The following is a 19,545-nucleotide window of genomic DNA, read 5'->3' as shown; positions in this document are numbered from 1 at the left end:
CAGGTGTTCGCCTCGTTTCTCTCTTGGTCCCCGATCGGCGCTTGTACACCCGAGGCTAGTCCTCCCGGGTGACACCCGCGCACCGGGCGTGCGTCGAGTGAGCTGGGTCACTTTGTCGGCAACCAGCTCCCTCAATCGAGGACAGTCTCGGCGGCCCGATTATTCCCCACCTGGCTGCGTGTCGCGTCCCACAGGTCCTGGTACGGACCGCCGGCCCATCGCAGTGCCGCGTGTGGGCCGACTTCCACGATTCGCCCGCCGTCGATCACCACCACCAGATCGGCGCGCGCGGCGGTCGCGAGGCGGTGTGCCACGACGATCGACGTCCGGGTGCGGGTCAGCAGACTGCTCGCCTCGAGGACCGTGCGTTCGGTGGCCGGATCGAGGGTCGCGGTCGCCTCGTCGAGCAGCAGGACGTCCGGGTCGACGAGTTCGGCCCGGGCCAGCGCGACGAGTTGACGCTGTCCGGCGGACAGTCCCTGGCCGCGTTCGCCGATCGGGGTGAACATCCCGCCGGGCAGGCCCGCGATGGTGTCGAGTGCCCCCACTGCACGCGCGGCGGCGGTGACCTGCGCGCGGGTGGCGTCGGGGCGGCCGTACTCGATGTTCGTGGCGACGTCCCCGGAGAAGAGGTGCGCCTCCTGCGGCACCACGCCGAGGCGGCCGCGATACTCGTGCAACGGGTATCGGCGCAGGTCGACGCCGTCGACGCGGACCTGGCCCGCGGTCGGGTCGTAGAAGCGGGCCAGGAGTTTGACCACGGTGGACTTACCGGCGCCGGTGCGACCGACGAGCGCGACGGTGGATCCCGGCTCGATGCGCAGCCTCACATCCTGCAGGGCGTCGGTGTCAGCACCTCGATACCGGAACGTCACAGTGTCGAAATCGACTGCACCCCCGAGGTGCCCGACGATTGGCGTGGTGTCCGCCGGTGCTGCGGTCTCGATCGAGCTCGGGGTGCGCAGCAGATCGCCGATTCGACGCAGCCCGACCTGCGCCTGCTGGTAGCCGTCGAACACCTGGGACAGCTGCTGGATCGGTCCGAACAGCAGCCCCAGGTACAGCACGAACGCCACGAGCACCCCGGACGTCGTCTGCCCGTCCGCGATCCGCATGGATCCGATCAGCACCACCGCGGCCAGTGCCACGTCGGACAGCAGCGTGATCAGCGGGAAGTACACGGAGATCGCAGTCTGTGACCGCATGCGGGCACGGCGGTAGCTGTCCGCGCGTTCGGCGAACCGCTGTGCGGCGAAGTCCTCCCGGCGGTACGCCTGCGCGGCGCGCAATCCGGTGACGTTCTCCTGGAAGTCCGCGTTGACGATCGAGATCCGCTCCCGGGACACCGTGTACGCGGCCGACGACACCTTCCGGAAGATCAGCGTGGCCACCAGCAGCGGCGGGACCGCGGCGAGCGCGACCAGTGCCAGCACCGCGTCCGTGAGCAGCAGCGCCACCGAGATGCCGACCACGGTGAGCACGCTGACGACCGCGGTCGACAGCCCCGTTTGCAGGAACGACGACAGCGCGTCGACGTCGGTTGTCATCCGCGTCATGATCCGGCCGGACAGCTCACGCTCGTAGTAGTCGAGGCCGAGCCGTTGCAGGTGCGCATAGCTGCGGACCCGCAGCCCGTACAGCACCTTTTCTCCGGCTCGTGCGGTGATCACGGTCATCACCGCGACGACCGCCCAGTCCACGGCGACCAGCGCCACTCCGGCCGCGGTCGCCCACCACAGCGCGGACGGATCGCCGGGGGTGACGCCGTGGTCGATCGCGAATCGGACGACCGACGGAAGCAGCACCGCGGCCAGCGAGTCCACGGCCAGGCACAGCACCACCGCCGCGAGGATCCAGCGGACGGGGCGCAGCAGCGTCGCCAACCGGAACCCGGGATCGGGTCGTCGCAGGTCCTCGTCGTCGAGGCCGGGTATCTCGGTGGCGGGTGGCAGTGCGGCGACGGCGTCCCGCAGCGCCGGAGTGGCTGCGATGTCGCCCATCGCGCCCGCCATCGGGCCACCACCGCCCGCCCCGCCGCGGCCGCCGTGCCCGCCGCCCGGCGCACCGGCGGTTGTCGTCGCCCGCGCCGGGACCGCGTCGGAGATCACCGCGTCGAACGCGGAGCCGGGAATCGCCTCGGGCCACAGCTCGTCGTTACCCGGCTCCGGCCGCATGTCCGGAACCGGCGCATCGTCCGGTTCGGCCTCGAGGTCGGGGTCGGCGAGCAGGGTGCGGAAAAGGGCGCAGCGGGCGTCGAGTTCGGCGACCGTTCCGGTGTCGATGACCCGCCCGCCGTCGAGAACCGCCACCCGGTCGGCGAGGGAGAGGGTCGATCGGCGATGCGCCAGGATCAGCGTGGTGCGGTCCCGCCGCTCGCGCAGGGTGTCGAAGATCGCGGCCTCCGTGGCGGCGTCCACCGCGGAGGTCGCGTCGTCGAGGATCAGCAGCCGCGGGTCCACCAGCAGGGCACGCGCCAGAGCCACCCGCTGCCGCTGCCCGCCGGACAGCGTCAGCCCGCGCTCGCCGACGACCGTGTCGTAGCCGTCGGACAGCGCCTCGATGAACTCGTCGGCCTGCGCCATCGTGGCCGCGGCGCGGATCTCCTCGGCGCTCGCGTCGGGCCGGCCGAGCGCGATGTTCGCGGACACGGTGTCCGAGAACAGGAACGGCTCGTCGAAGACCAGCCCGACCGCCTCGCGCAGCTGGTCCGCCCGCAGGGCGGCGAGGTCGAAGGCGGTGCCGTCGACGGTCAATGCCACGGTGCCCGCGCTCGGTGCGTAGAAGCGGGGCAGCAGCAGGGACAACGCCGTCTTTCCGGAGCCTGCGCGGCCCACGACGGCGAGCGTCTCGCCCGGCGCGATGTCGAGGTCGAGGCCGGCCAGTACCGGGCGGTCCGCATCGAACCCGAAGTCGACGCTGCGCAACCGGACGCCCAGTGGGCCGGCGGGCAGGGGTGTCGGGTGCGGCGGGTCGGCGACCCCGGGCTCGGTGTCGATGACCTCGTATACGCGTTCGACGGCGGCCCGCGTCATCTGGGCCATGATCACGACCGACGACAGCAGCCGGGTCACGTTCGACATGGTCGCGACGTAGGTGGCGAACGCCAGGAAGGTGCCGATGGTGATGGTGCCGTTCAGTGCGAGCGCGCCGCCGAGGGCGATCACGCCGACCAGGCCCAGTTGCGGCAGCGCCGCCATCGTCGGGGTGAACCGGGCGTTGATCCGCGCCGCGCGCAGTCGCTCGGCGTACAGGGTGCGGCCCAGGTCCTCGAGTCGTCGGACGGCGCGGGACTCCTGCCCGAAGCCCTTGACCACACGGACCCCGGTCACCGTCTCCTCGACGTGCTGGGCGAGGTCGGCGGCGCGTTGCTGCGCCGACCAGGTGGCGGCGAACAGGGTGGGCCGGATCCGCCACACCACCACCGACACGGCGGGCACGACGAGCAACGCGACGGCGGTGAGCAGCGGCGAGAGCCAGGCCATCACGACGATCGCCAGCAGGAACTGCAGCAGCGCCCCCGCCGACAGCGGCACCATCGCCAGCAGCCCCTGTACGAGTTGCAGGTCGGTGATGGAGCGGGACACCACCTGGCCGGTGCGGATCTGGTCCTGCCCGACACCGTCGAGTCGCTGCAGCGATCCGAGCAGACCGAGCCGCAGGTCGTGCTGGACGTCGAGTGAGAGCCGGCCCGCCAGCATCCGGCGCCCGAACTGGCAGCCGAAGCGGACCACACCGAGGGCCGCGATCGCGGCGGCGACCGCGACGATCACCTCCGTGGCGCCGGAGGAGGCGTCGTCCACCGCGATCCGGGTCAGCAGCGGGAAGGTGATGTCGATGACCGCCGCGATCAGTGTGACCGCGAGCGCGCCGAGTGTGAGTGCGCGGTGACGCCAGCATTCGGCGGTCAGTCGTCGAATCCAGCCGGGGTGAGTCACGGTGGCAGCCATCGCATCTCACCGTAGTACCGGCGCCCGACACGACTGCGGAGCGGTCCGATCGGGCACGACTGCGGAGTGGTTCGGTCAGGCACGGTGGTGCCGCGGTCAGGTGACGTCGCGGCGGCGGGTCGTCCACCAGCCCAGGCCCGCGGCGACGGCGGTCCAGGTGATCAGCGCGATCACCGCGGCGGGCCAGGGCGCGAATCCGTCGACGTCGCCCGCCGGGGAGACGACCGTCGACCAGGTGACGGCGCCGGGCAGCCACTGGCCGATCGAGCCGGCGCCGAGCCCCGACAGGATCGCGATGGTGATCAGCTCGCCGACCGGATACCAGGCGACGAGGGTGATCGCCGCGGCCGTGGGGGACGCGAACAGCAGGCCGAGCCCGGCGCCGATCAGCGACCATGCCACGGTGGCCACCACTCCGGCCGCGAGCATGCCGAGAATCGCGGTGGTGACCGTGAACCGGTCGCCGCCGAAGACCACCATGCACCCGAGTGCGACGAGTTCGACCGCGACGGCGTAGCCGAGGCCGAACAGCGCGGTGACCGCCAGCTTGGCGGCGAGCACCGGGTCCCGGCCGCGGGTGGTGACGAACGTCGGGGTCAGGGTCTGGTGCCGGAACTCGGTGCCGGCGTTGACGGCCCCGAAGATCCCGGCGAACAGGACGGCCCACGCGATCGCGACGACGAGTCCCACCGACACCGCGCCGGTGGACAGGTCCGCGTCCACCGAGTCGAGGCCGTCCGCCATGGCCGCGTAGATCGATCCCGCGAACAGGGCGACGACCAGCGGCGCGAGGGCGAGCGCCCACCAGAACCGCAGGGTGAGCACCTTGCGCAGTTCGGCGGTGACCAGCGCGCTCATTGCGGACCTCCCGGGTGGTGGGGCGCGGGTGGATGTGACCCGGGTGGGTACGGGGCAGGCGGGTAGGGGGCAGGCGGGTACGGGGAGGACGGGCCGGGGAGCTGGGCCGTGTACTGCCCGGAGGTCATCGACAGGAACACCTGCTCGAGGTCGACGTGTTCGGTCGAGGCACCGAAGATTCGCACTCCCGCCGATGCGGCGAGTCCGGCGATCGTGGGCTCGGGGACACCGCGGACGGCGAGCCGGCCGTCCGGCATCACCTGGGCATCGGTGAAGCCCTGAGCGCCGAGGGCGAGCGCGAGTGTGGCGGGGTCGGACGCGGCGACGAACACCCGGGCGCTGTGCCCGGCCCGCAACTCGTCCATTCCGCCCTGGTACACCAGCGCGCCGCGGTTGACGATCACCAGCCGGTCCACCGTCTGCTCCAGTTCCCGGAGGATGTGGCTCGAGACCAGCACGGTCCGCCCGGCAGCCGCGAAGGCTCGCAGGAACTCGCGCAACCAGGCGATGCCCTCGGGATCGAGACCGTTGGCGGGTTCATCGAGGACGAGGATCCGCGGATCGCCGAGCAGGGCTGTCGCCAGCGCGAGGCGCTGGCGCATCCCGAGGGAAAAGGTGGCCACCTTCTGCCGTGCGGCGGGTTCGAGGCCGACCGTCGTCAGCGCTTCGCGGGCCCGGGCGTCGGGGACGCCGATCGCGGCCGCGTAGACGAGCAGGTGGGCGAGCGCGGTGCGTCTGGGGTGCACGCTCAGCGAGTCGAGCACCACCCCGACCGTCCGGGCCGGGTGCGGCAACTCGGTGAACGGGATCCCGGTCACCGTGGAGTACCCGGCGGTCGGGGCGACGAGCCCGAGCAGCATCCGCAGGGTGGTGGTTTTCCCGGACCCGTTCGGGCCGACGAAGCCGGTGATCGAGCCCGCGGGCACCGCGAAACTCAGGTTCGAGACCGCCTCGACCGCCCCGAAGCGTTTCGTCAGGCCCACCGTTTCGAGGGCCGGGCGCAGCGGCGCCGGACTGCCAGCACTCATGACGTGCACCTTAGGCCACCCGGCGCCGCCGAACGGTGATCGTCAGCCGCGCAACCCCAGCGCCGCGGCGAGTTCGGTCAGCGGGGGCAGCGCGTCGCCGGTGGGCGGCAGCGACTGCACACAGACGTGGTCGGCGCCCGCGGCGAGGTGTTCGCTGACCTTGGCGGCCACCTCGTCGGCGGTGCCGTGTGCGACGAGCGCGTCGATGACGGCGTCGCTACCGTCGTCGGCGAGGTCGTCGTCGGTGAAGCCGAGCCGCTTCAGGTTGCTCACGTAGTTGCGCAGTTTCAGGTACGGATTCGCGACCGGGGGCCGGCCGATCGCGCGGGCGGCGGCCGGGTCGGTGCCGAGCACGAACTTCTGCTCCGGGGCGAGGAGGGCGCCGGCGCCGAGGATCTCGCGGGCCTCGCGGGTGTGCTGCGGGGTGGTCAGGTACGGGTGGGCACCGGCGGCGCGGTCCGCGGCCAGGCGCAACATCTTCGGCCCGAGCGCGGCGAGGAGACGCCGGGACGCGGGCACCTCCGCGGCGTCCAGCTCGTCGAGGTAGTCGACGACCGCCTGATAGGGCTTGCGGTACACCTCCCTCGACGCCTCCCGGTGCCCGACGCCGATGCCGAGCAGGAACCGCCCGGGATGCTTGGCCTCGAGGCGGTGGAAGGACTCTGCGACCTCGGCGGAGGGGGCACTCCAGATGTTGGTGATGCCGGTGGCGACGACGAGGGTGGTTGTGGCGTTCAGGACGTCCTCGGCGATCGCCAGGTCGGCCGGTGGGGATCCGCCGAGCCAGAGGGTTCCGTAGCCGAGGCTCTCGAGTTCTCGGACGAATTCGGGGGTCAGGCCGTAGGCGTGTCGCCAGACGCCGAAGCGTCCCAGGTCGGGTGTGGTTGTGGTCACGTGTCACGCCAACAGTCGCTGTCCGGTGTCAATTCCGGACAGCCGTAGCGTGTGGCCAATGGGCGTAGCGGTTGCCGGTGATCGGTTCGTGGTGGCGCGGTCGTTCCTCGCGTTGTCGGTGGCGATGGGATTGGGGCGGTTCGCGTTCACGCCGATCCTGCCGCTGATGACCGACCAGACGGGGCTGCGGCCGGAGTCGGCGGCGACGCTGGCGACGGCGAACTACCTCGGATACCTGGCCGGAGCGGTGGCGGCGATCGCGGTGCACCGGATCGCGCTGTCGGTTCCGGTGCTGCGGTGCGCGCTGGTGGTGCTGGTGGCGACCATCGCGGGGATGGCCGCGACCGAGTCGGTGACGGCGTGGATGGTGCTGCGGTTCGTCGCGGGGGCGGCGAGTGCGGCGGTGTTCGTGTTCACCACCCGCGTCGCACACCAGCGGGTCCGCGCCGCCGGCGACGGTGTCGGCTGGGTGTTCGGTGGTATCGGCGGTGGAATCGTGGTGTCGGCGTTGGCGGTCCTGGCGCTGGGTGAGGATGCGGACTGGCGGGTCGCGTGGCTGGTGTCGGCGGCGTTGGCGGCCGTGCTCGCCGTCGCGGCATGGACGCTGCCCGGGCAGTCGCGCGAGGCGGTACGCGCGGCGCCCGCGAAACTCGCCACGTCGGGATCTCGCCGAGGGTTCGCGTGGCTGACAGCGGCCTACTTCTGTGAGGGACTGGGCTACATCGTGTCCGCGACCTTCCTGGTCGCCGCGGTCGCGGCCACCGGATCGGAGCACTGGCTCGGATCGGCGGTGTGGGTCGCGGTCGGCGTCGCCGTGGTGCCCTCGTGCGTGCTGTGGATGCGGTTGGCCCGTAGGCACTCTGCGGCGTCGATGATGACGGCGGCGCTGGTGACCCAGGCGGCGGCGGTCGCGGTGTCCGCGGCGATCGGGGCGGCGGCGGTGCAGATGGTCGCGGCGCTGTGCTTCGGCGGCACCATGATCGCCATCGTGATGCTCGCGCTGGGGGAGGGTGCCCGGCTGGCCGGGCCGCGTGCGGCCGCGATCCTGACGTCGGTGTACGGACTCGGGCAGGTGCTCGGGCCCCTGGCCGTCGCGCCCCTGCTCGACGGCGGGTACGGCCGGGCCCTCGCCGTCGCGGCGGCCGTGCTCGCGGTCGGCGCCCTGTGCATGGTGCCCGTCGTACGCGCGGATCGGTCGGTGTAGTCCCTGGTCGGCGCGGTTTCCGGCAACCCCTGGATTTGAATGAAACTTACGGTTACAGTTACTCGCGTTGCGGGCTGCCGGCCCACCCACCGCTCGTCACCACACAACGGGAGAAGCGATGACACTGTCGACGACTCGGGACGACCTCGGCCAGGACGACTACGACGACATCCTGCGTCGGCTGTCCGAGGCCTCGGTGCACAAGCACTTCGACCCCTACGTCGACATCGCATGGGACTCCCCGGAGTTCGCGGTGACGCCGAACGATCCGCGCTGGATCCTCAACGAGGAGGACGACCCGCTCGGGGCGCACCCCTGGTACCAGGCGCTGCCGGACGAGCGGAAGATCGAGATCGGCATGTGGCGCCAGGCCAACGTGGCCAAGGTCGGCCTGCAGTTCGAGAACATCCTGATCCGTGGCATGACGCAGTACGTCTTCTCGCTGCCGAACGGCTCCGCCGAGTACCGGTACTGCACCCACGAGTGCATCGAAGAGGGCAACCACACCCTGATGTTCCAGGAGATGGTGAACCGGATCGGTGTCGACGCCCCCGGTATGGGCCCGGTCATGCGCGCGATCTCGCCGTTCATCCCGCTCGCCTCCGGGCCGCTGCCCGAACTGTTCTTCGTCGGTGTCCTCGCCGGTGAGGAACCGATCGATCACATCCAGAAGGCGTTCCTGCGGGGCAACGGTGCGCTCCATCCGATCATGAAGGGCGTCATGGCGATTCACGTCGCCGAGGAGGCGCGCCACATCTCCTTCGCGCACCAGTACCTGCGCCGCCGGGTGCCGCAGATGTCGCGGCTGGGCCGGTTCGGTCTCTCGATCGCCATGCCGATCACCATGCGCATCCTCTGCGATGTGATCGTGGTACCGCCGAAGTCGTTCTGGCGCCGGTTCGACATCCCGAAGTCGGTTCGCAAGGAACTGTTCTGGGACACGCCCGCCTCGCGGCAGATGCTGCGCAACTACTTCGGCGACGTCCGGATGCTCGCGCAGGACGCCGGCTTGATGAACCGGATCTCCAAGCTGGTCTGGAAGGCCTGCAAGATCGACGGCGACGTCTCCCGATTCCGCAGCGAACCGGTCCGCCGCGCCGCCTGATCTCTCGAACGGATCGCCGTCATGCCCCACGTCGTCACCCAGTCCTGTTGCAGCGACGCCTCGTGCGTCTACGCCTGCCCGGTCAACTGCATCCACCCCACCCCGGACGAACCGGACTTCCTCACCGCGGAAATGTTGCACGTGGACCCCGCCGCGTGCGTCGACTGCGGAGCCTGTGTGTCGGCGTGCCCGGTCGACGCGATCGTGCCGGAGAGGAAGCTGACCGAGCGACAGCTGCCGTACCTGCAGATCAACGCGGACTACTACAAGGAGCCGCACGAGGACCGGTCGCGGATCGGCGGCAGCGAGACCCGTCCGGCGCTGGCCAAGGTTGTGGCGGCCCCACGGATTCGCGGCGATCGCGGCCCGCTGCGGGTCGCGATCGTGGGGTCGGGGCCCGCGGCGATGTACGCCGCCGACGAGCTGCTCACCCAGCCGGGGGTCGCGGTCGACGTCTTCGACCGACTGCCGGTGCCGCACGGCCTCGTTCGCGCCGGTGTCGCGCCCGACCACCAGAAGACCAAGCAGGTGGCCCGGCTGTACGACACCATCGCCGCGCAGCCGGGCTTCGAGTACTTCCTGAACGTGACGATCGGCGAGCACCTCTCGCACGACGAGCTGCTCGCGCACCATCACGCGGTGATCTACGCGGTGGGCGCGTCCACCGATCGCCGCCTCGGCATCCCCGGCGAGGACCTGCCGGGCAGCACGTCGGCGACCGACTTCGTCGCCTGGTACAACGGGCATCCGGACCACGCCGACGACCGGTTCGACCTCTCGCACCGTCGGGCCGTGATCGTCGGCAACGGCAACGTCGCGCTCGACGTGGCCCGCATCCTGACCATCGCCCCGGACGAGCTCGCGGGCACCGACATCGCGCCGTATGCGCTGGAGGCGTTGCGACACAGCCGGATCGAAGAGGTGGTGGTCGTGGCGCGGCGTGGTTTCGCGCAGTCCGCGTTCACCGTCCCCGAGTTCGCGGGCCTGCTCGACCTGCCCGACGTCGACGTCGTGGTGGACGATCCGGGCCTCGACCCGGTGACCGAAAGCCTGGCCGCCCGGGGTGAACTCGACCACACGGTGGCGCAGAAGCTGCGGCTGCGGGAGCGGCTGTCGAAGCCCGCGGCGGGCCGCAAGCGCATCACGTTCCGCTACCTGCTCGGCCCGACCGAGATCATCGGCGACGGTCGAGTCTCCGGCGTCGCGCTCACCCGCAACGAATTCGTCGCCGACGACGGTGTGCTGCGCGTCGAGGCGACGGACGACACCGAGGTCGTCGAGGCCGGGTTGGTGCTCACCTCGATCGGCTATCGCGGGGTGCCGATCGCGGGGGTGCCCTTCGACGACGCACGGGGAGTCGTACCCAACGACGGTGGCCGGGTGCTGGCCGCGCCGGGCGGGGCGGTCGTGCCGGGGGTGTACGCGACGGGGTGGATCAAGCGCGGCCCCAGCGGCTTCATCGGCACCAACAAGTCGTGTGCGCAGGAGACGGTCCGGCACCTCGTCGAGGATTTCAATGCAGGCGCCCTGCCCGACCCCGGTGGTCGCGACACCGACCTGCGGGCGCTGGTCCGAGCGCGGCGGCCCGCGGTGATCGACCGGGCCGGCTGGCAGGCGATCGATGCGGAGGAGCGTCGTCGCGGCGCCGAGCGCGGCCGGATCCGCGAGAAGATCAGCGACGAGGCGGAACTGGTCGCGATCGCCCGCACCGCCGCCCGGGCCGAGGAAACCCGAGGAGTTCGCGCGGCGCTGCGGCGCAGGGGAATGCTCGTCACCTCCTGAAATCGTTCTCGCCGCGCCGATTCCCGCCGGATGTTCGGCGCACCGGCCCGTCCGGGCGGACAATGCAGGGATCTCCACCGTCGTTTCGATCGGGGGTCCCACGATGAACGCAGTCACCGGACCGGGCGCGGTGCCCGGCGCAGCCCAGCGTTGGTGGGCGCGGGCAGCTTTCGCCGCGCTGGTGGTGGCGGTGGTACTCCCGATCGTCGTCGCGGGATTCTTCGGGACACTCACGCTGCTGGCGACCGCCGTCGGGGCGCTCGCGGTGATGCTGGCGACGGGGTACTGGTTCCTCACCGGCCGCGGTGCGGCGCGGTGGATCGCGTTGGCCGTCGCGCTGCTCACGCCGATCGCGGTACTGGTGTTGTTCGCCACGCAGCGGATGTTGTGGGTCGTGCTGGTCGTCGTCGCCCTGGCGCTTCTGGCCGGCGCCTGTGCGCGCGCCGCGCTCGAGGACGGGCAGTCTCGCCCGCCCGTCCCGGAAACCCCCGCGCCGCCGCCGCTGCGGCCGTTCCTCGTGATGAACCCGCACTCCGGTGGCGGCACCGTCGTCGAGCACGACCTCGTGCGCCGGGCCGAGGAACTCGGCGCCGAGGTGGCTCTCCTCGACGGTCCAGAGATCGTCGACGTCGCAGATCTCGCACGGCAGGCGGTGGCGCGGGGTGCGGATCTCCTCGGGGTGGCGGGCGGGGACGGGACCCAGGCCCTCGTCGCCGCCGTCGCCGCCGAACACGACCTGCCGTTCCTGGTGATCAGCGCCGGAACCCGCAATCATTTCGCCCTCGACCTCGGGTTGGACCGCGACGATCCGGTCGCCTGCCTCGGTGCACTCCGGGACGGGGTGGAGCTGCGCATCGACATCGGCCGGATCGGTGACCGGGCGTTCGTCAACAACGCCTCGTTCGGCGTCTACGCGGAAGTGGTGCGCAGCCCCGCGTACCGCGACGACAAGACGGGCACGGTTCTTCGGATGCTGCCGGAGTTGCTCGGCGAGGGCGGAGGGCCGCGGCTGGTGGTGCACGTGGGCAACGCCACCATCGACGGACCCCAGGCGGTGCTGGTCAGCAACGGCACCTACCGCACGAACGACCTGGCCGGGCTCGGTCGCCGCACCGGACTGGACGGGGGCGTTCTCGGGGTGGTGACGGTGTCGGTGTCCAGCGCCCGACAGGCCGTCGGCCTCCTGGGCAGGGTGCACGAGCGGGGAATGACGCAGCACGCGGTCTGTGAGGTGGTGCTCGACGCCGACACCGACGAGATCCCCGTCGGGGTGGACGGGGAATCGCTCACGGTGCGCACACCGGTCCGGTGCACCGTCGCGCCCGGCGCGCTGCGGGTGCGGGTGCCGCGGGACCGGCCGGGGGTGCGACCGCCGAAGAGGACCCTGGACTGGGTCCGCCTGCGGGCGCTGGCGTGGGGTCGCACCCCCGGCCGGTGATCGGCGACTACTGGCCGAGCATCGACTTCATCTGGTCGATCTCGGTCTGCTGACCGGCGATGATCTTCCCGGCCAGGTCCCGGACCTGTTCACTCTGCCCGTCGGCCCGGATCTGCGCGGACGAGTCGATCGCGCCCTGGTGATGGGCGATCATCATCTCCAGCCACGCCCGGTCGAACTCGGCTCCGGTGGAGTTCTCCAGCCTGCTCATCTGTTCGGCGGTCATCATTCCGCCCATGCCGTCGTGCATCATCCCGTCGGGCATCATCCCGCCCGTGTTGCCGGGCATGGAGTGGTCCGTGTCCGAGCCCATCATGGTCGGCACGCCCCACCCGGTGAGCCAGCCCGTCATCTGCTCGATCTCGGGAGCCTGCGCGGCCTCGATCTGCGCGGCCAACGCCAGTAGTTGTGCGTTCTCGGTGCGGCCCTCGGCGAGAGCCGCCATCTCCACTGCCTGCTGGTGGTGCGGAATCATCATCTGCGTCCACATCACGTCGGCCGTGTTGTGGTCGGACGAGGTCTCGCCGGCCATCGGCGCCGAAGACATCATCGAGCCCATCGAGCCCATCGAGTGGCCGTCGGTGTCGTTGTCGTTGGTACAGCCCGCGACGAGGACGGCGGCGGTGGCCAGGGCGGCGACGAAGCCGACGGCGGTGGTACGTGTGTTCATTTCTCTGCCTTGCTCTTTCCTGAGGTGCTGACATGGCCGACTGCGCGCACGGCGCAGTGGCCCTGTCACACCCGGAGGAGGCAGAGGGCAGCGAGTCGCTCGGAGGTCGGTCGGGCGAACGGTGGGCCGCGACCGAACCGGACCGGGACGGCACGTCGTCGGTCCCGGCGGGCACCGGAATCGGTGACCACGCCGAACAACATCAGCACGAGCAGCAGGGCGACGCCGGCGGTCAGGACCGCCAGGCAGGCGGCGAGCATGTGCTGTTCGCCGGAATGGCCCCCGGAGTCGCCGTGGTCGGGCATGTCCGCGGTGGGGCCGGCGGGGACCTGATCGGAGGCGACCGCGACGTGTTCGACGGCGGGTGGCGCCGCCGTGGCGGCTGCCGTCGCCACGTGGTGCATCGCCAGGACGCCCAGGATCACGGCGAGCAGCAGGACCGCGCGGAGCGGTCCGGTGCGCGTCGTGATCGTCCGGGACATGCCCCGACTATACCTCCTGGGGGTAATGCTCCACGGTGATGGACCACTGGGCCGGCGCCGGTCCGAACGCGTCGCGGGCGTTGGTGACGACTCCCTTGCCGATCGCGCGGTTACCGGCGCTGCCGATGGCCGCGCCGATTCCGGCAGGCACCAGCTTGCCGAGGATCAGGGCGCTGCGCTTGGCCGCGTACTTGGTGACGAACGTGCGCAGCAGCGTCTGGTTCATGCCGGTCATCGTCTGCGCGGGCAGCTTGCCGGACAGCAGCGAGCCCCAGTTCTTGGTGGTCGCGCCGACCGCCTTCTCGACGATCTCCATCCCCGCGCTGCCCAGTGCGACGGACAGGACGAGCGCCTTGCGGCGTTCGTGGTCGGTGACCGGGATGCCGTGCACGGAGGCGACCGCGAGGGTGAACAGGGCGCTCGCCTCGAGGAAGAACGCCGTCTCCGCACCGACCGCGGCGATCGAGCCTGCGGTCCCGATGCCGGGCACCGCGGCCGCCGCACCGACCGCGCCGCCGCTGCCGGTCACCACGGCGAGGAACGTTCGCTCGAGCCGGTCGACGATCTGCTGCGGGGTCTCCCCGGGGTGCGCACGGCGCAGCCGGGACACGTGTGCCTCGACGGCCGGTCCCTGCAGTCGCGCGCCGTTGTCGAGCAGCGACGCAATCGCCTGCTCCACCCGTCCGGTGACGTTCATCGGTCCATCCTCCTGCTCGGACCCGCGCGCTCGGCGGCCGAACACAGTCCCAACGTCCGGCTCGTCGGGATTGTTCCGGACCGGGCGGCTGCGCCGCCTGTGAGTCCTTTCGGTCGCATCGGGGCCGAAAGGACTCACAGGCGATAGCCTCGGAGGGGTGACCGGTGTCTCCCAGGGGATGCGGGCAGCGCCCGCCGCGCCGCTGCGGCCGTACCTCGGGCCGTACGAGGGCTACCGGCTGTCCGGATTCGAGGCCGGCGTCCATCTGGGAACCCCGGCGCCGGAGCTGACGGTGGTCCTGTCCCTGGACGCCCCGGTGACGATCGCCGCCACCTCGCATCCGGCGCAGCCGGCGGGCGCGTGGGATGCGCTGGCGAGCGGGCTGGCCACGACCGCCGTCGCCATCGAACACGACGGGAATCAGCACGGTGTCCAACTGGCGCTGACCCCGGCCGGGTCGCGCGCACTTCTCGGTGTGCCCGCCGCCGCGCTCGGCGCGTGGATCGTCGACCTCGACGACGTGCTCGGTTCGGACGCAACCGAACTCGCCGACCGGATCGCAGCCGAGTCGGAGTGGCCCGCACGGTTCGCGATCCTCGACGACGTGTTGCTGCGCCGATGTGGTGACTCCGGCGTCGACGACAACCTCGCCCGCGCATGGCACCTGCTCACCGGGACGACTGCTCGCCGGGTGGCCGACGTCGCCCGCGACATCGGCTGGAGCAGAAGGCATCTGGTCACCCGGTTCACCGCCGAGTTCGGGATCGGGCCGAAGGACGCGATGCGGGTGGCACGCTTCGACCGATCGAAGCGCCTCCAGCGTCGGCTCCCCGGCCTCTCGCTGGCCGACGTCGCGGCCCGGTGCGGCTTCTACGATCAGGCCCATCTGGCCCGTGAGTGGCGCTCCCTCGCCGGAGTGCCGCCGTCCCGCTGGCGGGCCGAGGAACTGTTCCCACTCGTCCAAGACGAATGCCCCGCCGGTGAGGCACCGTCGAGGGCATGACCACAGAAGCGGACACCACGATGACCACAACGCACGTCTGGCCGACCCTCACCTACGCGAACGCGCGTGCCGCGATCTCCTTCCTGGTCGACGCCTTCGGTTTCGTCGAGAGGGCCGTCTACGGCGAGGGAGACCGCGTCGACCACGCGCAACTGGATTGGCCTGCCGGTGGTGGGATCATGCTCGGCAGCAGCCGTGACGACTCGGTGCTCGCCGACCTGCCCACGGGAGTCGGCTCCGTCTACCTCGTCACCGACCAACCCGACGCACTGCACGACCGCGCCGTCGCCGCCGGCGCCACCGTCGTCAAGGGCCTGACCGACGAGGACTACGGCTCCAGGGGATTCACCTGCCGCGACCCCGAAGGAGTGTTCTGGAGCTTCGGGACGTACGCCGGGGAGTAGCCGCGATCACCCGACCGGATCGGCGAGCATGCCGCGCCACGCGACCTCGAGCGCGGCGCGGCACCGCGCCCGGGTCGCCCCGTCGTCGAGTGCGTCCCCGCGAACGACGAACTGGTAGTAGAACACCCCGGCGAGCAGGTCGAAGCAGGCCTCGGCATCCAGGTCCTCGCGAAGGATCCCGCGGTTGATCCCGGCGCGCAGGGCATCCTCGAGCGGCACGCGGCGGCGCGACACGTGGCTGTGCCAGTAGGCCTTCTGCAACTCCGGGTTCTCCATCGACAGCCGGATCCGGCGCCGGAACCGTTCCTCCGGATATCCGTCCGTGTGCGCGCTGTCGAAGGAGCCGAGAACGGCCTCTCGGAGGTCGCCGTCGGTCGCGATCGGTTCGGGCTGTTCGCGTCCGGTGTCGATCGCGGCGGCGACGAGCGCGGTGATCGACGGCCATCGCCGGTACAGCGCGGCGCGGCTCACCCCGCTGCGTTCGGCGACGCGCGCCACGGTCGGTGTCTCGTTCTCGTCGATGAGTGCCAGTGTGGCGCCGAGGATACGACCGTCGATGTCGCCCTTGCGCGGCCGTCCCGGTCCGCGGGCGGCCGGTGCCTGCACGCCGGCCGCCCGCGGTTCGGTGACCGTCATGCGTCGAGCGCGCGCCGACGCAGACGATGGACGGTCTCGTCGCTCAGTCCGGCCGTACGCAGGGGAGCGAGTGCGTCGCCGTGCCGATCACGCAGCCGGGCGAGCATGGTGCGCATTGCGGTGTCCCACACCTCGATCGAGTCCTCGGCGGGTACCGCCGGGGCGGTGTCGAAACCCATTCGCGCCAGCAACACACCCATGACGGGGGCAAGGCGGGTGTTGATCGCCGTCATGTTGACTCCGGTGCGGCGGTAGTCGGAGACGATGGCGTCGTCCTCGGCGCCGAGTGCGAGAAGCAGTGCGGCAGCGAGGACTCCGGTGCGGTCGGCTCCCGCCGCGCAGTGGAATGCCGTGGTGCCGGGGGCCACCGCGATGATCCCGAGGGCGCTCACCAGTTGCGGCGCAGCCGTTTCCAGCATGGTCGCGTACATCTCGCCGAACTGTGCCCGCGAGGTCGGGAACGGTTCGTCCGCGGTTCCCGCCGTTCGGATGTCGCGCATCAGCGGCAGGTGGTGGTACGACACCGGATGTCCGGACAGCGGTCCGCGGCCGGTGAGCGCGACCTCGTCGCCCGAACGCAGGTCGATCACGCTCACCAGGCCACGTTCCAGCAGTCCTCGCGCGTCGTCCTCGGTGATGGTCGACAGGTCGTCGGCGCGGATCGCGAGACCTGTGCGCAGGACACCGCCTGCGATCGGGATTCCGCCCAGGTCACGGAGATTCGCCGGCGCGGTGGGGGTGATGTCGAGTGCGGTTGTCACGTGATTCTCCTTCGGATGAGGGCGCTGCCCTGATCGATCACCGTGACGAGCACGATGATGCAGATGATGATGGCGCTGAGATGTCCGTAGTCGTACATCTTCATCGCGGTGGTGAGTTCGAGTCCGATGCCGCCCGCTCCGACCAGACCGAGGATCGTCGCGCCCCGCACGTTGCCCTCGAACAGCAGCAGTGTGTAGGAGACGAGCATCGGCGCGGCCTGGGGCAGGATGCCGTAGGTGATGACCTGACGCTTGGACGCGCCGACGGCCTGCACGGCGACGACAGGTCCGCGGTCGACGGATTCCATGGCTTCGGCGTAGATCTTTCCGATCGAACCGATCGAGCCGAGCGTCATGGCGAGGATGCCCGCGAACGGTCCCAGTCCCACGGCCGAGACGAACATGAGCGCGAAGACCAGATCCGGGACCGAGCGGATGACGTTCATGACCCAGCGCGCCGGGTAGTACAGCCACGTCGGCGCGATGTTGGACGAGGCCGCGAACGCGACGAGCAGCGACAGCACACCGCCGAGCACGGTGCCGACGATCGCCATCTGGAGCGTCTCGATCAGCAGTTCCACGATGGTGCCGAACTTCGAGAAGTCGGGCGGGAAGAGCCGCGAGAGGAATTCGCCCATGTTGACGGTGCCGTCGGCAAGGCCGGCGAAGTCGAACTCGGCGCCCTGGAACGACCAGAACAGCACGAGCAGGGCGAGCGGGATGCCGACGAGGAACCGCGTCCGCGGAATCGAGAACGCTTGCTCGAGTCGCCGGCGTTCGGCCGGATCCAGTGCCGGTGTGGTGGACGACTTGGTCCGGTCGGTGTGGGTCGGTTCAGGCGAAATCGTCGTCACCACCGTGCTCCTCGTGTCGGTAGAGCGGGAGCAGTTGCTCGGCGTCGAGTTCGGATGTGGGCGCCGAGACGATCAGCCGGCCCTGCCGGAGACCGACGATCCGGTCGCTGTGGGCGAGCGCGAGGGGCAGTACGTGCAGGCTCACCAGGACCGGGATGCGGTACTCGGCGGCGATGCCGCGCAGCAGTTCGAGCACCGAGTCCGCCAGTCTCGGGTCGAGCGAGGCGACGGGTTCGTCCGCGAGGATGACGCGCGGCTGTTGCATGAGGGCGCGGGCGATCGCGACCCGCTGCTGCTGGCCGCCGCTGAGTGACCGGGCCGGGTCCTTCGCCTTGTGGGCGATGCCGACCCGGTCGAGGTAGTGCATCGCGAGTGTGCGGTGCTCGCTGCCGAATCCGCCGACGAGGTTGATCGGGCCGGCGTTGTGCAGCGCCCCGGTGAGGACATTGGTGAGTACGCTGAGCCGGGGGATCAGGTTGAACTGCTGGAAGACCTGGCCGACGTCGGCGCGCAGACGCCGTGGTTCCCGGCGCCGCAGGTCGGTGACATCGTGGCCGGCGACGTGCACCCGGCCCGCCGCGGCGGGCGCGAATCCGGTGAGGCTCTTCATCAGTGTCGACTTACCCGAGCCGGACGCGCCCAGCAGTGCGACGGTCTCACCGGGACGCAGGTCGAGGTCGACGCCGTCGAGCACGACCTGGTCGCCGTAGGCGACGCGCAGGCCGCGCACGGTGACGACCGGCGAGCCGAGGTTCGGCGCGGGCCGGATCGCCGGGACGGTCGCGGCGGTGGTCACTGCAGGTCCGACAGTTCGACGCCGGCCACCGCAGCGATGTCGACGAAGGACTGGAAGTCGGCGGCGTTCGGATCCTGCACGGTCTCGAGCCCGATGAAGCCCTTGCCCAGGGCGCCGAGGGCGGCTTTGTTCTGCTCGGAGAACACCTTCGGCAGCGCGTCCTGCAGCAGGGTCCGTGTCTCGTCGTCGAGGGATTGCCGGGCGAGGACCGCCCCCATGATCGGCATCGACAGGCTCTCGCCGACCCCGCGCCACTCGCCGTCGGCGAAGGGGAACATCGGCGCGCCGAGTTCGGTCAGCATGATCGCCGTGCACGCCGCGTCGACCTGTCCCTGACGGAGCGCGGCGAAGCCGCCCTCGTGGCCACCGGCGAAGATCGCCTTGTAGTCGCTGCCCTGCTCGAGGCCGGCCTCGTGCAGCATGTGGACCGGCATGAAGTAGCCGGAGCTCGAGGCCTGGTCGGCGAAGGCGACGGTCTTGCCCCTCAGGTCGGTGAGGGACCGGACGGGGGAGCCTTCGAGCACCACGCACGTCGACACGGGGTCGTCGCTGCCCTTCCACGCCATCAGCGCGTCGACTTCGCCGGTGTTCACGGCGAGCGCGGAGGGGAATCCGCTCATGATGCCGAAGTCGACGTGGTCGGAGCGGATCGCCTCGACGACGCTCAGATAGTCGGGCACGTCGAGGATGTCGACCGGACGACCGGTCTCCGTCTCGAGCAGGTCGGCGAGGGCCTCGACGGGGTTCGCCTGGGTCGGATCGTCGACGAGCGGGGTGGTGGCGATGGTGATGGTGCCGTCGGACGCCTCGGTGTCCGCAGAGTCCGACGAACAGCCGGTCAGTGCGACAACGAGGGCGCCGGCGCCCAGGATGCCCAGGATGGTCGGGGTGTGGCGGCGCATGGTGTCCCTTTCACGCGGTCACGCGGGGTGTTTTCGAGAACGCCCGTATGCAAACCCGTCGAGATGACACGGAATTACGAGACC

At 70.8% G+C, this 19,545-nt stretch carries 18 protein-coding genes; 6 read left to right on the top strand and 12 right to left on the bottom strand.

Annotated features, from left to right (window positions below; translation table 11 throughout):
• Nucleotides 1–131 precede the first annotated feature (131 nt).
• The 4 genes from ACWEPG_RS27690 to ACWEPG_RS27675 form a co-directional block, all read right to left on the bottom strand.
• Nucleotides 132–3,947: an ABC transporter ATP-binding protein gene (locus tag ACWEPG_RS27690; RefSeq protein ID WP_452595806.1), complete on the bottom strand. Its 3,816-nt coding sequence runs from the start codon at nucleotides 3,945–3,947 to the stop codon at nucleotides 132–134.
• Between the two features lie 96 nt (nucleotides 3,948–4,043).
• On the bottom strand, nucleotides 4,044–4,805 hold the full coding sequence (locus ACWEPG_RS27685) for an ABC transporter permease (RefSeq protein ID WP_450116257.1): 762 nt from the start codon (nucleotides 4,803–4,805) through the stop codon (nucleotides 4,044–4,046).
• Nucleotides 4,802–5,833, bottom strand: coding sequence for an ABC transporter ATP-binding protein (locus ACWEPG_RS27680; RefSeq protein WP_450116258.1), 1,032 nt, complete (start codon nucleotides 5,831–5,833; stop codon nucleotides 4,802–4,804). Before ACWEPG_RS27680 ends, ACWEPG_RS27685 begins: the two co-directional genes overlap by 4 nt.
• A 42-nt stretch (nucleotides 5,834–5,875) precedes the next feature.
• Complete coding sequence (locus tag ACWEPG_RS27675) at nucleotides 5,876–6,727, bottom strand: LLM class F420-dependent oxidoreductase (RefSeq protein WP_450116259.1); 852 nt, start codon at nucleotides 6,725–6,727, stop codon at nucleotides 5,876–5,878.
• A gap of 58 nt (nucleotides 6,728–6,785) precedes the next feature.
• On the opposite strand from ACWEPG_RS27675, the gene ACWEPG_RS27670 reads away from it, so the two are divergent.
• The 4 genes from ACWEPG_RS27670 to ACWEPG_RS27655 all read left to right on the top strand — a co-directional run bounded on the left by ACWEPG_RS27670 (nucleotide 6,786) and on the right by ACWEPG_RS27655 (nucleotide 12,256).
• Nucleotides 6,786–7,931, top strand: coding sequence for a YbfB/YjiJ family MFS transporter (locus ACWEPG_RS27670; RefSeq protein WP_452595805.1), 1,146 nt, complete (start codon nucleotides 6,786–6,788; stop codon nucleotides 7,929–7,931).
• A gap of 118 nt (nucleotides 7,932–8,049) precedes the next feature.
• Nucleotides 8,050–9,036 carry an AurF N-oxygenase family protein gene (locus ACWEPG_RS27665; RefSeq protein WP_450116261.1) on the top strand — a complete coding sequence of 329 codons (987 nt, stop codon included), beginning with the start codon at nucleotides 8,050–8,052 and terminating at the stop codon, nucleotides 9,034–9,036.
• A 21-nt stretch (nucleotides 9,037–9,057) separates the two neighbouring features.
• A complete protein-coding gene (locus ACWEPG_RS27660; protein WP_452595804.1) occupies nucleotides 9,058–10,818 on the top strand; it encodes an FAD-dependent oxidoreductase in 1,761 nt (586 codons plus the stop codon).
• A 103-nt stretch (nucleotides 10,819–10,921) separates the two neighbouring features.
• Nucleotides 10,922–12,256 (top strand): diacylglycerol/lipid kinase family protein, encoded by a 1,335-nt coding sequence (locus tag ACWEPG_RS27655; RefSeq protein WP_450116263.1) that lies wholly within the window; start codon nucleotides 10,922–10,924, stop codon nucleotides 12,254–12,256.
• Between the two features lie 7 nt (nucleotides 12,257–12,263).
• Here ACWEPG_RS27655 and ACWEPG_RS27650 read toward each other — a convergent pair whose 3' ends face one another.
• The 3 genes from ACWEPG_RS27650 to ACWEPG_RS27640 form a co-directional block, all read right to left on the bottom strand.
• The gene (locus ACWEPG_RS27650) at nucleotides 12,264–12,926 is read right to left on the bottom strand and encodes a DUF305 domain-containing protein (protein ID WP_450116264.1); all 663 of its coding nucleotides are present in this window, start codon (nucleotides 12,924–12,926) and stop codon (nucleotides 12,264–12,266) included.
• 65 nt (nucleotides 12,927–12,991) lie between these two features.
• On the bottom strand, nucleotides 12,992–13,408 hold the full coding sequence (locus tag ACWEPG_RS27645) for a DUF6153 family protein (protein ID WP_450116265.1): 417 nt from the start codon (nucleotides 13,406–13,408) through the stop codon (nucleotides 12,992–12,994).
• Nucleotides 13,409–13,415: 7 nt separating this feature from the next.
• Nucleotides 13,416–14,105, bottom strand: coding sequence for a hypothetical protein (locus tag ACWEPG_RS27640; protein WP_450116266.1), 690 nt, complete (start codon nucleotides 14,103–14,105; stop codon nucleotides 13,416–13,418).
• A 157-nt stretch (nucleotides 14,106–14,262) separates the two neighbouring features.
• Here ACWEPG_RS27640 and ACWEPG_RS27635 point away from each other — a divergent pair, with 157 nt between their 5' ends.
• Both ACWEPG_RS27635 and ACWEPG_RS27630 read left to right on the top strand, forming a co-directional pair.
• Complete coding sequence (locus ACWEPG_RS27635; protein ID WP_450116267.1) at nucleotides 14,263–15,108, top strand: helix-turn-helix domain-containing protein; 846 nt, start codon at nucleotides 14,263–14,265, stop codon at nucleotides 15,106–15,108.
• Complete coding sequence (locus tag ACWEPG_RS27630) at nucleotides 15,105–15,512, top strand: VOC family protein (protein WP_450116268.1); 408 nt, start codon at nucleotides 15,105–15,107, stop codon at nucleotides 15,510–15,512. The genes ACWEPG_RS27635 and ACWEPG_RS27630 overlap by 4 nt, the downstream gene beginning before the upstream one ends.
• 6 nt (nucleotides 15,513–15,518) lie before the next feature.
• Here the strand turns inward: ACWEPG_RS27630 and ACWEPG_RS27625 are convergent, their stop codons facing one another.
• Genes ACWEPG_RS27625 through phnD form a run of 5 tightly spaced genes read right to left on the bottom strand, consistent with a single transcriptional unit; the run spans nucleotide 15,519 to nucleotide 19,461 of the window.
• Complete coding sequence (locus ACWEPG_RS27625) at nucleotides 15,519–16,148, bottom strand: TetR/AcrR family transcriptional regulator (RefSeq protein WP_450116269.1); 630 nt, start codon at nucleotides 16,146–16,148, stop codon at nucleotides 15,519–15,521.
• A complete protein-coding gene (locus tag ACWEPG_RS27620; protein ID WP_450116270.1) occupies nucleotides 16,145–16,909 on the bottom strand; it encodes a tyrosine-protein phosphatase in 765 nt (254 codons plus the stop codon). Before ACWEPG_RS27620 ends, ACWEPG_RS27625 begins: the two co-directional genes overlap by 4 nt.
• Nucleotides 16,906–17,763: a phosphonate ABC transporter, permease protein PhnE gene (phnE, locus tag ACWEPG_RS27615; RefSeq protein ID WP_450116271.1), complete on the bottom strand. Its 858-nt coding sequence runs from the start codon at nucleotides 17,761–17,763 to the stop codon at nucleotides 16,906–16,908. Before phnE ends, ACWEPG_RS27620 begins: the two co-directional genes overlap by 4 nt.
• Complete coding sequence (locus tag ACWEPG_RS27610) at nucleotides 17,744–18,559, bottom strand: phosphonate ABC transporter ATP-binding protein (protein ID WP_450116272.1); 816 nt, start codon at nucleotides 18,557–18,559, stop codon at nucleotides 17,744–17,746. The genes phnE and ACWEPG_RS27610 overlap by 20 nt, the downstream gene beginning before the upstream one ends.
• Nucleotides 18,556–19,461: a phosphate/phosphite/phosphonate ABC transporter substrate-binding protein gene (phnD, locus tag ACWEPG_RS27605; RefSeq protein ID WP_450116273.1), complete on the bottom strand. Its 906-nt coding sequence runs from the start codon at nucleotides 19,459–19,461 to the stop codon at nucleotides 18,556–18,558. The genes ACWEPG_RS27610 and phnD overlap by 4 nt, the downstream gene beginning before the upstream one ends.
• Nucleotides 19,462–19,545: the final 84 nt, after the last annotated feature.

Source organism: Rhodococcus sp. NPDC004095, assembly GCF_053604015.1.
The sequence above is the reverse complement of the archived record's forward strand: the minus strand, read 5'-3'. Positions and strand labels throughout refer to the sequence as shown.